The organism is Christiangramia qingdaonensis, from assembly GCF_048381525.1.
Taxonomy (GTDB): domain Bacteria; phylum Bacteroidota; class Bacteroidia; order Flavobacteriales; family Flavobacteriaceae; genus Christiangramia.
The window spans coordinates 657,336-671,340 of record NZ_JBLWIM010000012.1 but is presented as its reverse complement, the minus strand read 5'-3'; the positions used below and the strand labels follow the sequence as shown (position 1 = coordinate 671,340).

The window sequence follows — 14,005 nt, the reverse complement described above, 5'->3', positions numbered from 1 at the left end:
ATTCTGTATAAATTATTTAATCTCATTTAAAATTTTTCTTACGATTCTGACAATACTTTAGTGTCATAAAATTCCTGATACGCGTGAGAGAAATTTTCTTTTTCGGTATAAGGAAGAACCGGTTTATTAAGCTTCTTAATGTAATCCTGCAACTCTTCAGGCACATCATCACCACCCATTACTACAGCATCTGAATTATCTACTGCCGTCTTCAAAATATTTACGAAGTTTGGAGTTTTTAGATGCTTTACGTTAGCATTTTCAAAACCATCAAACAAAATTTTCTCACGTAGTTCTTCATCTAACGTTCCATCGAAACTTTGATTGTAAACAGAGGTCACAATTTTTGCATCACGGAATAATGGCTCATTCCCGTAATAATTTCTTAAATAAAGTGGTAAAAGAGAAGATAACCATCCATGTACATGAATGATATCTGGAGACCAGTTCAGTTTTTTCACTGTTTCGATCACCCCTTTTGCAAAGAAAATTGCTCTTTCGTCATTATCAGAAAAGAGATTTCCATCTTCATCTGTCAAAGTTGCCTTCCTTTTAAAATAATCTTCATTATCAATAAAATAAACCTGCATTCTCTCTTTTGGAATGGAAGCAACTTTAATGATTAGAGGCATATCAAGATCGTTGATCACCAGGTTCATCCCGGATAATCGAATCACTTCATGTAATTGATGCCTTCTTTCATTTATATTTCCGAATCTTGGCATGAAGATCCTTATCTGTCCGCCTAGGTTATTAACCATTTTTGCAGCTTCAAAGGAAGTAGATGAGATATCGGTTTCAGGTAAGTACGGTATAACTTCAGACGAGACGTATAACACTCTCTTATCTTTCATATATTCTTTGCTTTAGTTACGTTTCCGAATAAAAAACACGCAAAATTACAAAATTTTATGCAGATTGCCACAGATATATTAAGTTTGCACGCTGTTAATTTTAAAATAAAATGCAGGTTTTTAGGGAGAAAGGACGTTTACTTGAGGCTATTCGCGAGAAGAAATCTGAAGAAAAGAGCATCGGACTGGTGCCAACCATGGGTGCTTTACATGAAGGTCATCTATCCCTGGTTCAATTAGCCACACAACAAACAGATCAGGTTGTTGTATCCATATTTGTAAATCCAACTCAATTTGATGACCCGGATGATCTGGAAAAATACCCTAGAAATCTCGAGCAGGATATCGCATTATTAAAGACTAAATTCGAAAATTTATGGATTTTTAGCCCTAATGCGACTGAACTCTATGACGGCAAGATCGTTTCCCAACAATTTGATTTTGGTGGCTTGGAGAATGTCATGGAAGGAAAATTTAGAAATGGACATTTTAATGGTGTTGGCACCGTAGTGAAAAAATTGTTCGAAGCCACGGAACCTGATAAAGCTTTTTTCGGTGAAAAGGATTTTCAGCAATTACAGATTATTCGCAAGCTTACAGATCTCACAAAACTACCAGTGGAAATCATTGGCTGCCCAATTTTAAGAGAGGATAGCGGACTTGCAAGGTCGTCACGAAATGAACGTCTAACTGATGCAAACAGGCAGAAAGCAGCTTTTATTTATAAAACGTTACAAACTGCCAGTGAGCTATTTGGCACAAAAAGTGCTAAAGAAGTGACAGACTGGGTTGAGGCGGCATTTCAAGATCAGGATGTTCTGGAACTGGAATATTTTATGATTGCTGAAGCTAATAGTCTTCAAAAAATTGAAATTAAAGAAAAAGAAAAACAATACAGGGCGTTCATCGCAGTATATGCAGACGATATTCGTCTCATCGATAACATCGCTCTGAACAATTAATTCATGATGCAGATTCACGTAGTAAAATCCAAAATTCACAGAGTTAAAGTAACCGGTGCAGATCTAAATTATATTGGTAGTATCACTATCGATGAAGATTTAATGGAAGCGGCGAATATTATTGAAGGTGAAAAGGTACAGATCGTTAATAATAACAACGGTGAACGTCTTGAAACCTATGTAATTCCAGGCCCTAGAAATTCAGGTGAGATCACTTTAAACGGTGCGGCAGCAAGAAAAGTTGCCAAGGACGATATTTTGATCATTATTGCATATGGAATTATGGAAATAGAAGAAGCTAAAAACTTTAAACCCTCATTGGTATTTCCTGATGAAGAAACCAATCTTTTGAAATAAAGCGTTGAGCAAAAAATTTAAAAAGTTTTTAAAAATTAGTATCCCCTTATTTCTGGGGATTTTTTTAGTATGGTATTCATTACAGAGTTCTACTGCCCAGGAACGTGCAAGCCTGTGGCAGAGTATTGTTGATGCCAACAAATTCTGGATTGCAATTTCTTTTGTTCTTGGAACGCTTTCACATCTTTCAAGGGCTTATCGTTGGAAGTTTATGCTGGAACCAATGGGTTATACCACCCGGCTTCCAAACCGTTTCATGGCAGTGATGGTCGCCTATCTTGCTAACTTCGGAATTCCAAGATCTGGTGAAGTTTTGCGTGCTGCCACGCTAACTACTTATGAAAAGGTTCCTTTTGAAAAAGGTTTCGGAACCATTATTTCTGAAAGAGTTGCTGATCTACTTATTCTAATGCTCATCATTGGCGTTGCGCTTATTTTGCAAACCGACGATCTTTTAGGATACCTGCATGACCAGAACATTAAACCCGTGAATACCCTACTCATTTTTCTGGGACTGGTAGTACTCGGAGTTTTAGGCCTTACAGTTATTAAAAGATCGAACTGGGGACCTTTTAAAAAAATAAAAAAACTCGCAAAAGGCCTGCTGGAAGGGATGCGAAGTATCCTGAACATGCGCCAGAAATGGGCTTTTATAGGACATACCATCTTTATCTGGTCAATGTATCTATGCATGTTCTTCGTAATAAAACTAAGCGTTCCTGAGACTGCAGATGCTACTCCAGGCACCATTCTGGCTGCATTCGTCGTGGGAAGTTTTGCAGTTTCAGCAACTAATGGCGGCATAGGAGTCTATCCATTAGCCGTAGGCGGAATCCTGATGTTCTTTGGGATCGAATCACATGCTGCTGAAGCGCTTGGCTGGATCTCCTGGGCAACTCAAACCGCTGTGGTTCTGTTATTTGGCGGACTATCATTTATACTGTTACCGCTTTTTAATAACAGGAAATAATACTTACCTTTCCTGTCCGAATCAATACTACACCTATGAAACGTTTATCAACCATGCTATTGGCACTTATTCTGCCTTTAGTAAGCTGGTCGCAGATCCTGCATGAGACCGTCAACTCTCAAAAGTTAGGAGAACAAAGAGAAATTAAAATTCAACTTCCCAGAAATTACGAACAGAATTCAGAGAAGAGATACCCTGTTGTGGTCGTTCTGGATGGAGACTACCTGTTCGAACCCGTAGCTGGTATGGTAGATTATTATTCTTACTGGAAAGATATTCCTGAAATGATCGTTGTGGGAATTAATCAGGATGGAATTCGTATGGAAGATACATCCTACGGAGAAAATTCTCTTCCTGCAGATAAAGGCGCTAAGTTTTTTGAATTTATAGGTATGGAATTACTCGCTAGTCTCGATCAAAAATACAGAACGGCAAATTTCCGAATGATCGTGGGACATGATTTCACCGCCAATTTTATCAATTATTATCTCCTTAAACAAGAGCCCATTTTCAAAGGTTATATTAATCTTAGTCCTGATCTGGCTCCAGAAGTAGCGAACTGGGTTACGGATGCATTAGAATCTTCAGAATCCAAAAAATGGTTCTATCTGGCAACTTCAAACGAGGATATTCCTGCACTAAAATCTGGTATTGCCAGTTTTGATAATCAATTGAAAGGCATCAACAATAAGCTGGTTTCTTATAAATTTGAAGAATTTACGGGTGAATCTCACTACTCGCTGGTCGGCAAGGCCATACCTTCGGCGATCTCAAGCATGTTTGAGATCTACCGCCCTATTTCAACCAAAGATTATAATGAAATCCTTCTGCAAACTTCCATATCTCCTACCCAATATCTTACCGAGAAATATGAGTCGATCGAAGAACTTTATGGTCTTAAAAGACAAATAAGCATCAACGATTTTATGGCTGTTCATAACGCTATTGAAAAAACACGAAACTGGGAAGCCTATAAGGATCTTTACAAACTTGCTTTTGATCATTATCCGGGAACCATGTTGGGAACATTCTTCGAAGCCCGACATGAAGAAGAAACCGGGAATCCCAAAAAGGCAATGCGTATGTATCAAAATGCCTACGGACAAAAAAGTATCGCGTTCCTGGATGCAGATTATATGCTTGAGAAGGCAGATGCAATCAAAAAAGATTTCGGTTATTAGCAGAATATAATTTAGAAAATGGCAAAGGTAAAGACAACATTCTATTGTCAGAAATGTGGTGCACAATACGCAAAATGGCAGGGGAAATGCAACAGTTGCGGCGACTGGAATACGATAGTAGAAGAGCTTGTTGCTAAACCTGAAAAAAAGGACTGGAAAACCAGTGCCAGTAAGGAAGCCAAAAAATTAGCCAGGCCGTTGCTCATTGCTGAAATTGAAACTACACCACACGACCGTCTGAATACTGGAAACAATGAACTAAATCGTGTACTTGGAGGTGGGCTCGTTCCGGGGTCGCTTACTTTGCTTGGTGGTGAACCAGGAATTGGGAAAAGCACGCTACTACTTCAGATCAGTCTGCAACTAAAATATAAGGTATTATACGTTTCCGGAGAAGAAAGTCAGCAGCAAATCAAAATGCGCGCTGAACGTATCGACCCTAATCCTGCCAATTGTTTTATCCTTACCGAAACTAAAACTCAGAATATCTTCCGGCAGGTAGAAGAGATCGAGCCTGAAGTGGTTATTATCGATTCGATCCAGACCTTGCATAGTGATTATATTGAAAGCGCACCGGGAAGTATTTCTCAGATCAGGGAATGCACCGCCGAGCTTATAAAATTTGCTAAGGAAAGTAATACTCCGGTCATTTTGATAGGGCATATCACGAAAGAAGGAAGTATCGCTGGCCCGAAGGTTCTTGAGCATATGGTCGATACCGTTTTGCAGTTTGAAGGAGATCGAAACCATGTATACAGGATCCTTAGAGCGCATAAAAATCGCTTCGGAAGCACACATGAATTAGGCATCTATGAGATGCAGGGCAGCGGACTCCGGGAAGTCAACAATCCTTCAGAAATACTTATTTCCAAGAATGATGAAGATCTAAGTGGAACAGCCATCGCTTCTACACTGGAAGGAATGCGACCATTAATGATCGAGATCCAGGCTTTGGTAAGCACCGCTGTTTATGGGACTCCACAGCGCTCTACCACCGGTTATAATGCCAAAAGACTGAATATGTTATTGGCAGTTCTCGAGAAAAGAGCTGGATTCAGGCTGGGAGCGAAAGATGTTTTTCTGAATGTTACTGGCGGTATTAGTGTGGATGACCCGGCGATAGACCTCGCGGTTGTTGCTGCAATTCTGTCTTCAAACGAAGATATTGCCCTTCCAAAAGATATCTGTTTTGCTGCTGAAATTGGCCTTGCTGGTGAGGTGAGACCTGTGACCAGGGTCGAGCAAAGAATTCTTGAGGCCGAGAAACTTGGTTTTGCCAGCATTATGGTCTCTAAACAGAATAAATTCCCGAAATCTGAATATCATATCAGGGTCATTAAAGTTTCCAAAATTGAAGATGTTGTAAGTCATCTTTTTGAATAGACTGGCACAATTGCTGCGTATATTTAGCTCGATATGAAGCAAATGCGCAACCTTAGGTATATTTTTATTTTCTTGCTTATTTCTGGCTGTTCTCAGCTGGAAAAGGCTGAAGATCTTATTTCAGGTCTTTCTGAAAAAGAGCAATATCAACGGGATCAGGATATTTCAGATGAATTATTTAGTATTTGGGAATCCAGGATTCAGAAAGCTTTAAATGATAGTATCGAAGTTGAAATGCCCTATACCGAAGCAGGAAACTTGAAACCTAAAAGCTTCCATATTTATTCTTACCAGGCGTATTTAAAACCAGGTGAGATCCTGAACACAAATTTTAAAACCGACTCCTCCTCCACTCTCATTTTTACTGAAATATATCGTCGTAACAATCAAACTAAAAAGTTTGAACAGGTTTTAAAACCTAAACCTGATGGTTCTATTTCCTACGAAGTAGAAGAAAACGGACTCTATAAAGTGATTTTTCAGCCGGAAATTGAAGCTCATACACCGTTTACAATTCAACTTGCCATAGTAGCAGCTTATCAATTTCCAGTTTCTGGCGGGGAAAATGCAGATATTGGTAGTTACTGGGGAGATATTCGGGATGGTGGCAGCCGGGACCATGAGGGTATCGATATTTTTGCAGATCGGGCAACGCCGGTTGTCGCAACAACTTCAGGAAGGATAGGTTTTTCAGGAGAGAAAGGTCTTGGCGGGAAACAGGTCTGGCTGCGTGATTCAAAACGCTCTCAATCTATATACTATGCCCACCTGGATAGTATAATACCAAATTTAAATTCGGTCAAGACCGGTGATACTCTTGGATTTGTTGGCAATACCGGAAATGCAAAAACCACACCTCCACATTTACACTTCGGAATATATCGCAGGAATACTGGAGCGATTGATCCGCTGGGATTTGTTTATAAAACTGAAACCCTGGAAAGTGCTATTCCGAAGGATAATGAAATAGCGCAACAACTTAGAGTAAGTTCAACCAAAGCAAACTTGCGGAATAAAGCAGCTGCCAGTAATTCTAAAATAATGAAAACTGCCAGAAATGGCGAATTGTTGTTCGTACAAGGAAAAACGGCCGATTGGTATCATGTTCGTGATAGCCTCGACCGTTCTATGTATGTGCATGAGAGCCTGGTAAGACCAAGTATTTAGGGTGCAGGATTCGGAATTTGCTGATGGATCTCATCGATCTCTTTCAAAATTTCATCGCTAAGAACGATATCAATACTTTCAATATTTTCCTTTAGTTGCTCCATGGTCGTAGCACCAATAATATTGCTGGTTACGAATTTTTGCTGATTCACAAAAGCTAAAGCGAGATGGGTTAAACTAAGATCATGCTTATCTGCAAGATCTTTGTATTTCCTGGTTGCTTCGACTGCCAGATCGTTTGAATATCTCTTATACTGCGGAAACAGATCTAAACGGGAGTTCTTTTGAATACCATTTAAATGCTTTCCACTAAGCGTTCCCATTCCAAGCGGTGAATACGGAAATAAGCCTACATTCTCCCGATGAAGTATTTCTGTTAACCCAATCTCGTCTTTTCGATTCAGCAGACTGTATGGATTTTGAACGGTCACTACTTTCGGCAGTTTATCTCCTGCAGCCTGAAGGAATTTCATGAGTCCGTACGGAGTTTCGTTACTCAAACCTATATGACCTATTTTCCCTTGCTGAACAAAATCCTGCAAAGATTCCAGAATTTCCTGAAAGTTTTCTTCCCAGGCTTCAGATTCATCATGCTTATAATCCAGTTTTCCGAAGAAATTGGTATTACGTTCCGGCCAGTGCAACTGGTAAAGATCGATGTGATCTGTTTGCAATCTCTTTAAGGAATTATGCAATGCATCCTGGATGGCCTCTTTATGAAAACCAAGATTTTCGCGAATATGCGAAACCATATCTCCGGGACCAGCCACTTTGCTGGCGATCACCACATCATCTCTTCTTCCGGTTTTCTTCAACCAGAACCCGATCACTTTTTCTGTACTTCCCTGAGTTTCTGCCTTAGTTGGTATCGAATACATTTCAGCAGTATCAATAAAGTTCACACCTTTATCCAGGGCGTAATCTAATTGCTCGTGACCTTCAGCCTCTGTATTCTGCTCGCCCCAGGTCATGGAACCAAGACAGATCTTACTAACTTTTATATTGGTATTCGGTAGATTGCTATATTTCATCTAATTATTCAATTTCATTAAGAACACGAGTGATTTCATCCAGTTTTGGAGTAAGAATCACTTCAATTCTACGGTTTTTGGCTTTTCCTGCTTCAGATTCATTTTTGGCGATTGGTGCATATTCACCTCTACCAGCAGCAGTTAGACTTTGAGGGTCAATCTGGTTGTTTTCGCGTAAGATCTGGACTATAGACGTCGCTCTTTTAGTAGAAAGATCCCAGTTGTCTTTTAATTGTCCGCTTCCACCATAAGGCACATTATCTGTATGTCCTTCAATTAGAACTGCGATATCGGGATTTTGGGCAAGTACGCTTCCCAGCTGTTTTACAGCTTCTCTACCTTCCTGGTTCACTGCCCAGCTACCAGAATCGAACAGCAATTTATTTTCCATGGAAACATATACTTTTCCATCTTTTTGCTCAACGCTTAATCCCTTACCTTCAAAATTTGTAAGAGCATTTGATACTGCATTCTTAAGAGCGTTCATCTTGGCGTCTTTAGCTGCAATAACAGACTCCAGTTCATCGATTCTTTGCGAACGGAGATTGAGGTCTTTTTGAAGCTTTTCCAGTCGGTTCTTTTCAGTAATCAGGTCGGCTTCTTTTTCGTCTAATTGCGCGAGTAACTCTCTATTTTGACGGGAATTCTCCAAAATGGCTGCTGAACTGTTTTGCTCCAGCGCATCATAGGATTCCTCCAAGCTGGAATAGTTCTTCTGCAACGCAGCATATTTCTGCATAAGATCATTTCGCTCTGTGGTAGCAGCATCGTACTCTTTTTGTAAGCTGGCAAGATCATTGCCAAGCTTTTCCGAATTACTTCGGAAGGAATTGAGGTCCTCAGTCATGCTTCTATTCTCACGCTGAAGGTCTGCATTTCTACCTTCCAGATCATTGTATTTTTTCGATGAAACACAGGATGTTCCCAATGCCAGAAGTGTTGAAATTGTAAGAATTTTAAGTTTCATATTTTTTATTTTTCGATTTCTACTAGAACGGGACAATGGTCACTATGGTATGCTTCCGGCAGGATTACTGCTCTTTTCAAGCGATCTTTAAGTGGCGCTGCCACCAGGTTATAATCGATTCTCCATCCTTTATTGTTATTTCGTGCATTGGCTCTGTAACTCCACCAGGAATACTGATCTGGCTCTTCATTGAAATGACGAAAGCTATCTATAAAGCCACTTTGCATCAACCTATCGATCCACTGTCGTTCTTCAGGAAGAAATCCGGAAGTGTTTTTTAATCTCACCGGATCGTGAATATCGATGGCTTCGTGACAAATGTTATAATCCCCGCCAATGATCAAATTAGGTCTGGACTTTTTAAGTTCATCTATATAATACTGGAAGTCCTCCATAAATTTGAACTTAAAATCGAGCCTTGCAGTATTGGTACCCGATGGCAAATAGAGACTCATGACTGAAAGTTCTCCAAAATCTGCCCGAATTACCCGGCCTTCATAATCCATATAATCTATTCCGGTCCCATACTCTACATGATCTGGTTTGGTTTTACTCAAAATTGCCACGCCGCTATAACCCTTTTTAGTTGCGGGATACCAGTATTGATATGGATACCCAGCTTTTTCAAAGACTCCCAGATCAAGTTGTTCTGGAGTAGCTTTAATTTCCTGAATAAGAACCACATCTGGATCTGCCTGTTGTAACCAGTCAAGAAAACCTTTCCTGATCGCAGCCCTGATGCCGTTTACATTATATGAGATAATAGTCATAGAATTCGATTTTGCACAAAAATAACGCTATCTGAACTTTTCGTGGTCCCGGATAGCGTTATGATTTATTTAAAATGATCGTTATTTGACGATAAAGCGTTTTACTTTTCCAACTTTTCTTGTACCTACGCGAACTAGGTAAACTCCCCTCGCAGCGTATGACATATCCAGATCATAGATATAACCGTCCCCTTCATTCAGGATCAGGTTTTCCAGAAGCAATTGTCCGCTAATATCATGAACCGTGAGACGTAGTGGTTCATTAAAGCTTGTTTCCATTACTACCCTGTAAAGTCCTTCTATGGTTGGATCTGAAACCACGATCAATTCGGCTTCATTTAGGATGAAGTCTTCAATATCTAAAGTACTGTCAATGATATTTACTGAATAATCATGTGTTGTTCCATAGGCCATTACTGAACATGGATCATTTAGATCTCCATCAAAACTGGTATCGCCAGCTCTAATTCTCAGTAAGTGTTGTCCCAGTTTGGCATCTTCAGGTAAACTGAAATTATAGGTAAAAGGCGTATTAATTTCCGGAATTACTTCCGAAGTAATTAGTCTTTCAGAATCTTCAAAAACCGCATTATCATTTAGATCGATCCACATGGAAAACTTCTCCACATCATCATCTGCAAAATTGGTTTGAACAGTTACGCTATAATCGTTGATTGATCGATCAAGATTCGTAGTACCTCCAATAAAATCAAGATATCCTGTAGTACATGGAATTCTTTCATTTACAAAATCATTGATCTCGAAATAAAATATACCATCTCCCTGGGAACAATCTGAACCTTCTGGAATACAATCCAGATTGGCAACCGATGTCCTTTCTGAATCGTTCGATGAATCAAAATCGTTTGCCAGTCTGGTTCTGGCTGTAATCGTATATCTCCCGGAACTTGAGAAATTAGAAGTTTGATTAAAAGTATAAGTTTCAAGACCTCCGACTTCAAGGGCTCCAGTGAAAACTTCAGAAACAGTAGCATTATTTCCAATTTGGTAAGAAACCGGGATATTGCTTTGCGGCTCTCCCCCAAAGTTCTCGATCGTGACAGTCACCTGCTCAGAAGCACTCAGATTCTCTCCAGACTCCGGCGCGTCGATAGAAGTAACTCCAACATCATTAGGTGGTAAGTTTTTCACCTCAGCTTCAATACTATCGTTTCCGGGATTGACATCGCCCTCAAGATTAGTAGAAATAACCAATGTATAGATCTGGCCTACTTCGGAAAGATCTGCGAGTTCAGAAAAATTAAATTCAGCAACACTTTCCGCAGGAATGGTTTCAGTATAGGTTTGAGTTACAGTTTCACCTCCATTTATGGTATAGCTGATCTCAAAATTAGATTGAGGATTAAGTCCGAAATTTCTAAGCCTGATGCTAATTTGTTCTGAAGCGGTTAAACTTGCATCTTCGGGACTTTCCAGGCTAATCACTCCAATATCGTTGAGTTCGGTTGCAGAAAATCTAAAAACGCCCACTTTATTAAGACGTCTTGTTCCTTCAAAATATTCCGCATTATGCCAGAAGGTTAGATCATCTACCGGGTCTATACTTAAATGTGCATAATCTCCATAGCGTCCAAAAGGACTGGGCTGCGGACTCAATCCCTCCACAATGCTTTGCTCTTCGATGCTCATGATTCCCAATGCATCATTTACGTACCTGCCGGTATAACGAATGGAAGGGAAAATTGGATCTACAGGATTATCATCCAGAATCGTAAAACCGAGAGCTATGTTTCCCCGGGCATCTATCCCTATGCTTCCGCTAAATCTATCACTAGGGTCCGGGGCATACGTACCTTCCTGGTAAACACTCCAGGCTGCTCCATCGTTTGCCTGTCTTAGTTCATACCAGCGAATACCCGCATGTTCAGCAGGACTTGCATCCACATCTACCACAAAGTTCATAACGACCGAATTGTGATCTTCAAACCTGCGATACTGGGTCATGTACATCATGGCACCTTGCAGGGCATCAATATCTGTATCACTCCCTGGCTGAGCAAGATTTTTAAAGCTACCACCATCAAATGTTGCTATAAATGGTGATACACCATCAGTAAGCTCCTGGCTTAACCGAATACTGGAAGATGAAAGGTTCTCCCAGTTTACATCCATAAGCCAGATCTTTAAGTGATCTTCATTAACCCCAGCCCATTGATCGTCCTGTAAATAAATAATTGGCGCATCTCCTGCAGGTGGAAGATCTGATCCCATCACACTGAAACCCGCCGGACTGTAGAAACCGTTATTCTGAATTCCCGGTAAAGGAAAACCCAGTATTCTAACATCATTTGCACCAGCCTGCATTTTATCACGCTCCAGTACATAAACAATTTCTTTACCCTGTGGTTCTAAGGCATCCTTGTTGGTAGTGATATAATAACCGTCGCTCCAAAGTGAAATTTTTGGATAATCTGGCAATGATTCCAGGTCAAATCTATAGGTATACCATCCACTGTTTACAGGATCGGGACCCTGAGAAACTGCGAAAAGTAATGCCGCAGGAGAATTACTTGTACCTCTTGGTGCAAGGTCATCACTAAATTGCATGACCACGAACCTATCTGCCGACTCATCGTAGAAAACGATAGGATCCCCATCAGTTTCATCATTGAAAGCACCACCAATACTGGCGAGCGAGGAACCAGGAATTAAAACATTTCCCTGCTTATCCCAGATCGCAAATTCAGAATTCCATGCGTTCACATAATGATTTCGACCTACGGCACCTGTTGGATCTGAAGGAGTTGATCTCGTATCTGCTCCATCAAAAGTGAATATTGGCGCTTTCGCCGGGATCTCACCTTTTTTCTTTTGTACAGTAGGATCATCCCTTTTTGGCAGGCCTTTCCCTGGAACGATCTTATTGATCCCCCTGTTTCTCGGATTATAAAGCTTTTGCTTTTTGGTAGAAGGTATCAATCGTTTCTTTGAAAGTGCTCCCGATTTAATTACGCTGGCAGAATCTATGAATGCAGGTCCCATTCTTTCTTTCTCCTGGGAAAAAACGTTCAGCTGAAAAAGAAATAAAAGAGGAAGTAATAGTATATATTTTTTCATCGCGAATGCATCAACTTCAATAATGACTAAAAATAGACATTATCAAATTTAATCAATATAAAAAAGGCAATTAATCGCTTAATTGCCTTTATATCGGGACTATACCAAAAATGAAAATTCCTATGCGAAATCTTTCATCCAGGTTTTAAAGTCGGTTTCTTTTCTAATCAATGCATCGAGTTCAGAGATTTTCACTCTTTTCTGCTCCATGGTATCGCGAAATCTCACAGTTACTGAATCATCTTCCATTGAGTCATGATCTACCGTAATACAAAGCGGAGTTCCGGCAGCATCCTGTCTTCTATATCTACGCCCAATGGCATCTTTCTCATCATACTGCACTCTAAAATCCCATTGAAGTTCATCAATGATCTTATGGGCAAGTTCCGGTAAGCCATCTTTCTTCACCAGTGGCAATACTGCGGCTTTTGTTGGAGCCAGTACCGCAGGAAGTTTTAATACCGTACGGGTATTCCCATCTTCCAGTTGTTCTTCTTTTAGCGAAGATGAAAGAACTGCCAGGAACATGCGATCAAGACCTATCGAGGTTTCGATCACATAAGGCACATAATTTTCTTTAAGCTCAGGATCGTAGAACCTCAGCTTTTTACCAGAGTGTTCTTCGTGAGCTTTAAGGTCAAAATCTGTTCTCGAATGAATTCCTTCAAGTTCCTTAAATCCAAACGGGAAATCAAATTCTATATCTGCCGCTGCATTTGCGTAATGCGCTAATTTTTCATGATCATGGAATCTGTAATTCTCTTCACCCAAACCTAATGATCTATGCCAGTTTAATCGTATTTCTTTCCATTTCTCGTACCACTCAAGTTCTTCACCTGGTCGTACAAAAAATTGCATTTCCATTTGTTCAAACTCTCTCATTCTGAAAATGAACTGTCTTGCTACGATCTCATTTCTGAAGGCTTTACCAATCTGTGCTATCCCGAAAGGAATTTTCATTCTCCCGGTTTTCTGAACATTCAGAAAGTTTACAAAAATACCCTGAGCAGTTTCAGGTCTTAGGTATAAATCTGTAGCAGAATCTGCTGAAGCTCCCAGTTTAGTTCCAAACATAAGGTTGAACTGTCTAACTTCAGTCCAGTTCTTAGAACCTGTATCGGGATCTGCGATTTCAAGTTCTTCTATCAACTTTTTGACATCATCAAGATCCTCATTGGTAAGCGAGCGAGCCAGTCTTTCCAGGATCTCTTTACGATCACCTAAATATCTTTGCACTCTTGGATTGGTCTGCCTGTACATTTCTTCATCGAAATCTTCACCAAAC

12 protein-coding genes are annotated in these 14,005 nt (G+C 40.1%); 6 read left to right on the top strand and 6 right to left on the bottom strand.

Annotated elements, in window-relative coordinates; genetic code table 11:
* Positions 1–38: 38 nt before the first annotated feature.
* Positions 39–854, bottom strand: a complete 816-nt coding sequence (locus tag ACNI3T_RS08000; RefSeq protein ID WP_141879031.1) for a glycogen/starch synthase — start codon at positions 852–854, stop codon at positions 39–41.
* A gap of 110 nt (positions 855–964) precedes the next feature.
* On the opposite strand from ACNI3T_RS08000, the gene panC reads away from it, so the two are divergent.
* The 6 genes from panC to ACNI3T_RS07970 are packed head-to-tail and all read left to right on the top strand — an operon-like array spanning position 965 to position 6,874.
* Positions 965–1,816: a pantoate--beta-alanine ligase gene (panC, locus tag ACNI3T_RS07995; RefSeq protein ID WP_418227364.1), complete on the top strand. Its 852-nt coding sequence runs from the start codon at positions 965–967 to the stop codon at positions 1,814–1,816.
* Positions 1,817–1,822: 6 nt separating this feature from the next.
* Positions 1,823–2,173: an aspartate 1-decarboxylase gene (panD, locus tag ACNI3T_RS07990; protein WP_141879264.1), complete on the top strand. Its 351-nt coding sequence runs from the start codon at positions 1,823–1,825 to the stop codon at positions 2,171–2,173.
* A gap of 4 nt (positions 2,174–2,177) precedes the next feature.
* Positions 2,178–3,143: a lysylphosphatidylglycerol synthase transmembrane domain-containing protein gene (locus ACNI3T_RS07985; protein WP_418227363.1), complete on the top strand. Its 966-nt coding sequence runs from the start codon at positions 2,178–2,180 to the stop codon at positions 3,141–3,143.
* A 35-nt stretch (positions 3,144–3,178) separates the two neighbouring features.
* Positions 3,179–4,324, top strand: coding sequence for an alpha/beta hydrolase (locus tag ACNI3T_RS07980; RefSeq protein ID WP_418227362.1), 1,146 nt, complete (start codon positions 3,179–3,181; stop codon positions 4,322–4,324).
* An 18-nt stretch (positions 4,325–4,342) separates the two neighbouring features.
* Positions 4,343–5,707, top strand: a complete 1,365-nt coding sequence (gene radA / locus ACNI3T_RS07975; protein ID WP_322301370.1) for a DNA repair protein RadA — start codon at positions 4,343–4,345, stop codon at positions 5,705–5,707.
* Positions 5,708–5,749: 42 nt separating this feature from the next.
* Complete coding sequence (locus ACNI3T_RS07970) at positions 5,750–6,874, top strand: peptidoglycan DD-metalloendopeptidase family protein (RefSeq protein WP_418227361.1); 1,125 nt, start codon at positions 5,750–5,752, stop codon at positions 6,872–6,874.
* Here ACNI3T_RS07970 and ACNI3T_RS07965 read toward each other — a convergent pair.
* The 5 genes from ACNI3T_RS07965 to ACNI3T_RS07945 all read right to left on the bottom strand — a co-directional run.
* A complete protein-coding gene (locus ACNI3T_RS07965; RefSeq protein WP_418227360.1) occupies positions 6,871–7,905 on the bottom strand; it encodes an aldo/keto reductase in 1,035 nt (344 codons plus the stop codon). The genes ACNI3T_RS07970 and ACNI3T_RS07965 overlap by 4 nt on opposite strands.
* A gap of 4 nt (positions 7,906–7,909) precedes the next feature.
* Positions 7,910–8,872 carry an OmpA family protein gene (locus ACNI3T_RS07960; RefSeq protein WP_418227359.1) on the bottom strand — a complete coding sequence of 321 codons (963 nt, stop codon included), beginning with the start codon at positions 8,870–8,872 and terminating at the stop codon, positions 7,910–7,912.
* Between the two features lie 5 nt (positions 8,873–8,877).
* Positions 8,878–9,642 carry an exodeoxyribonuclease III gene (locus ACNI3T_RS07955; RefSeq protein ID WP_418227358.1) on the bottom strand — a complete coding sequence of 255 codons (765 nt, stop codon included), beginning with the start codon at positions 9,640–9,642 and terminating at the stop codon, positions 8,878–8,880.
* A gap of 81 nt (positions 9,643–9,723) precedes the next feature.
* Positions 9,724–12,720 (bottom strand): GEVED domain-containing protein, encoded by a 2,997-nt coding sequence (locus ACNI3T_RS07950; RefSeq protein WP_418227357.1) that lies wholly within the window; start codon positions 12,718–12,720, stop codon positions 9,724–9,726.
* Positions 12,721–12,840: 120 nt separating this feature from the next.
* On the bottom strand, positions 12,841–14,005 hold a 1,165-nt coding region (locus ACNI3T_RS07945; RefSeq protein ID WP_418227356.1), incomplete at its 5' end, for a glycine--tRNA ligase.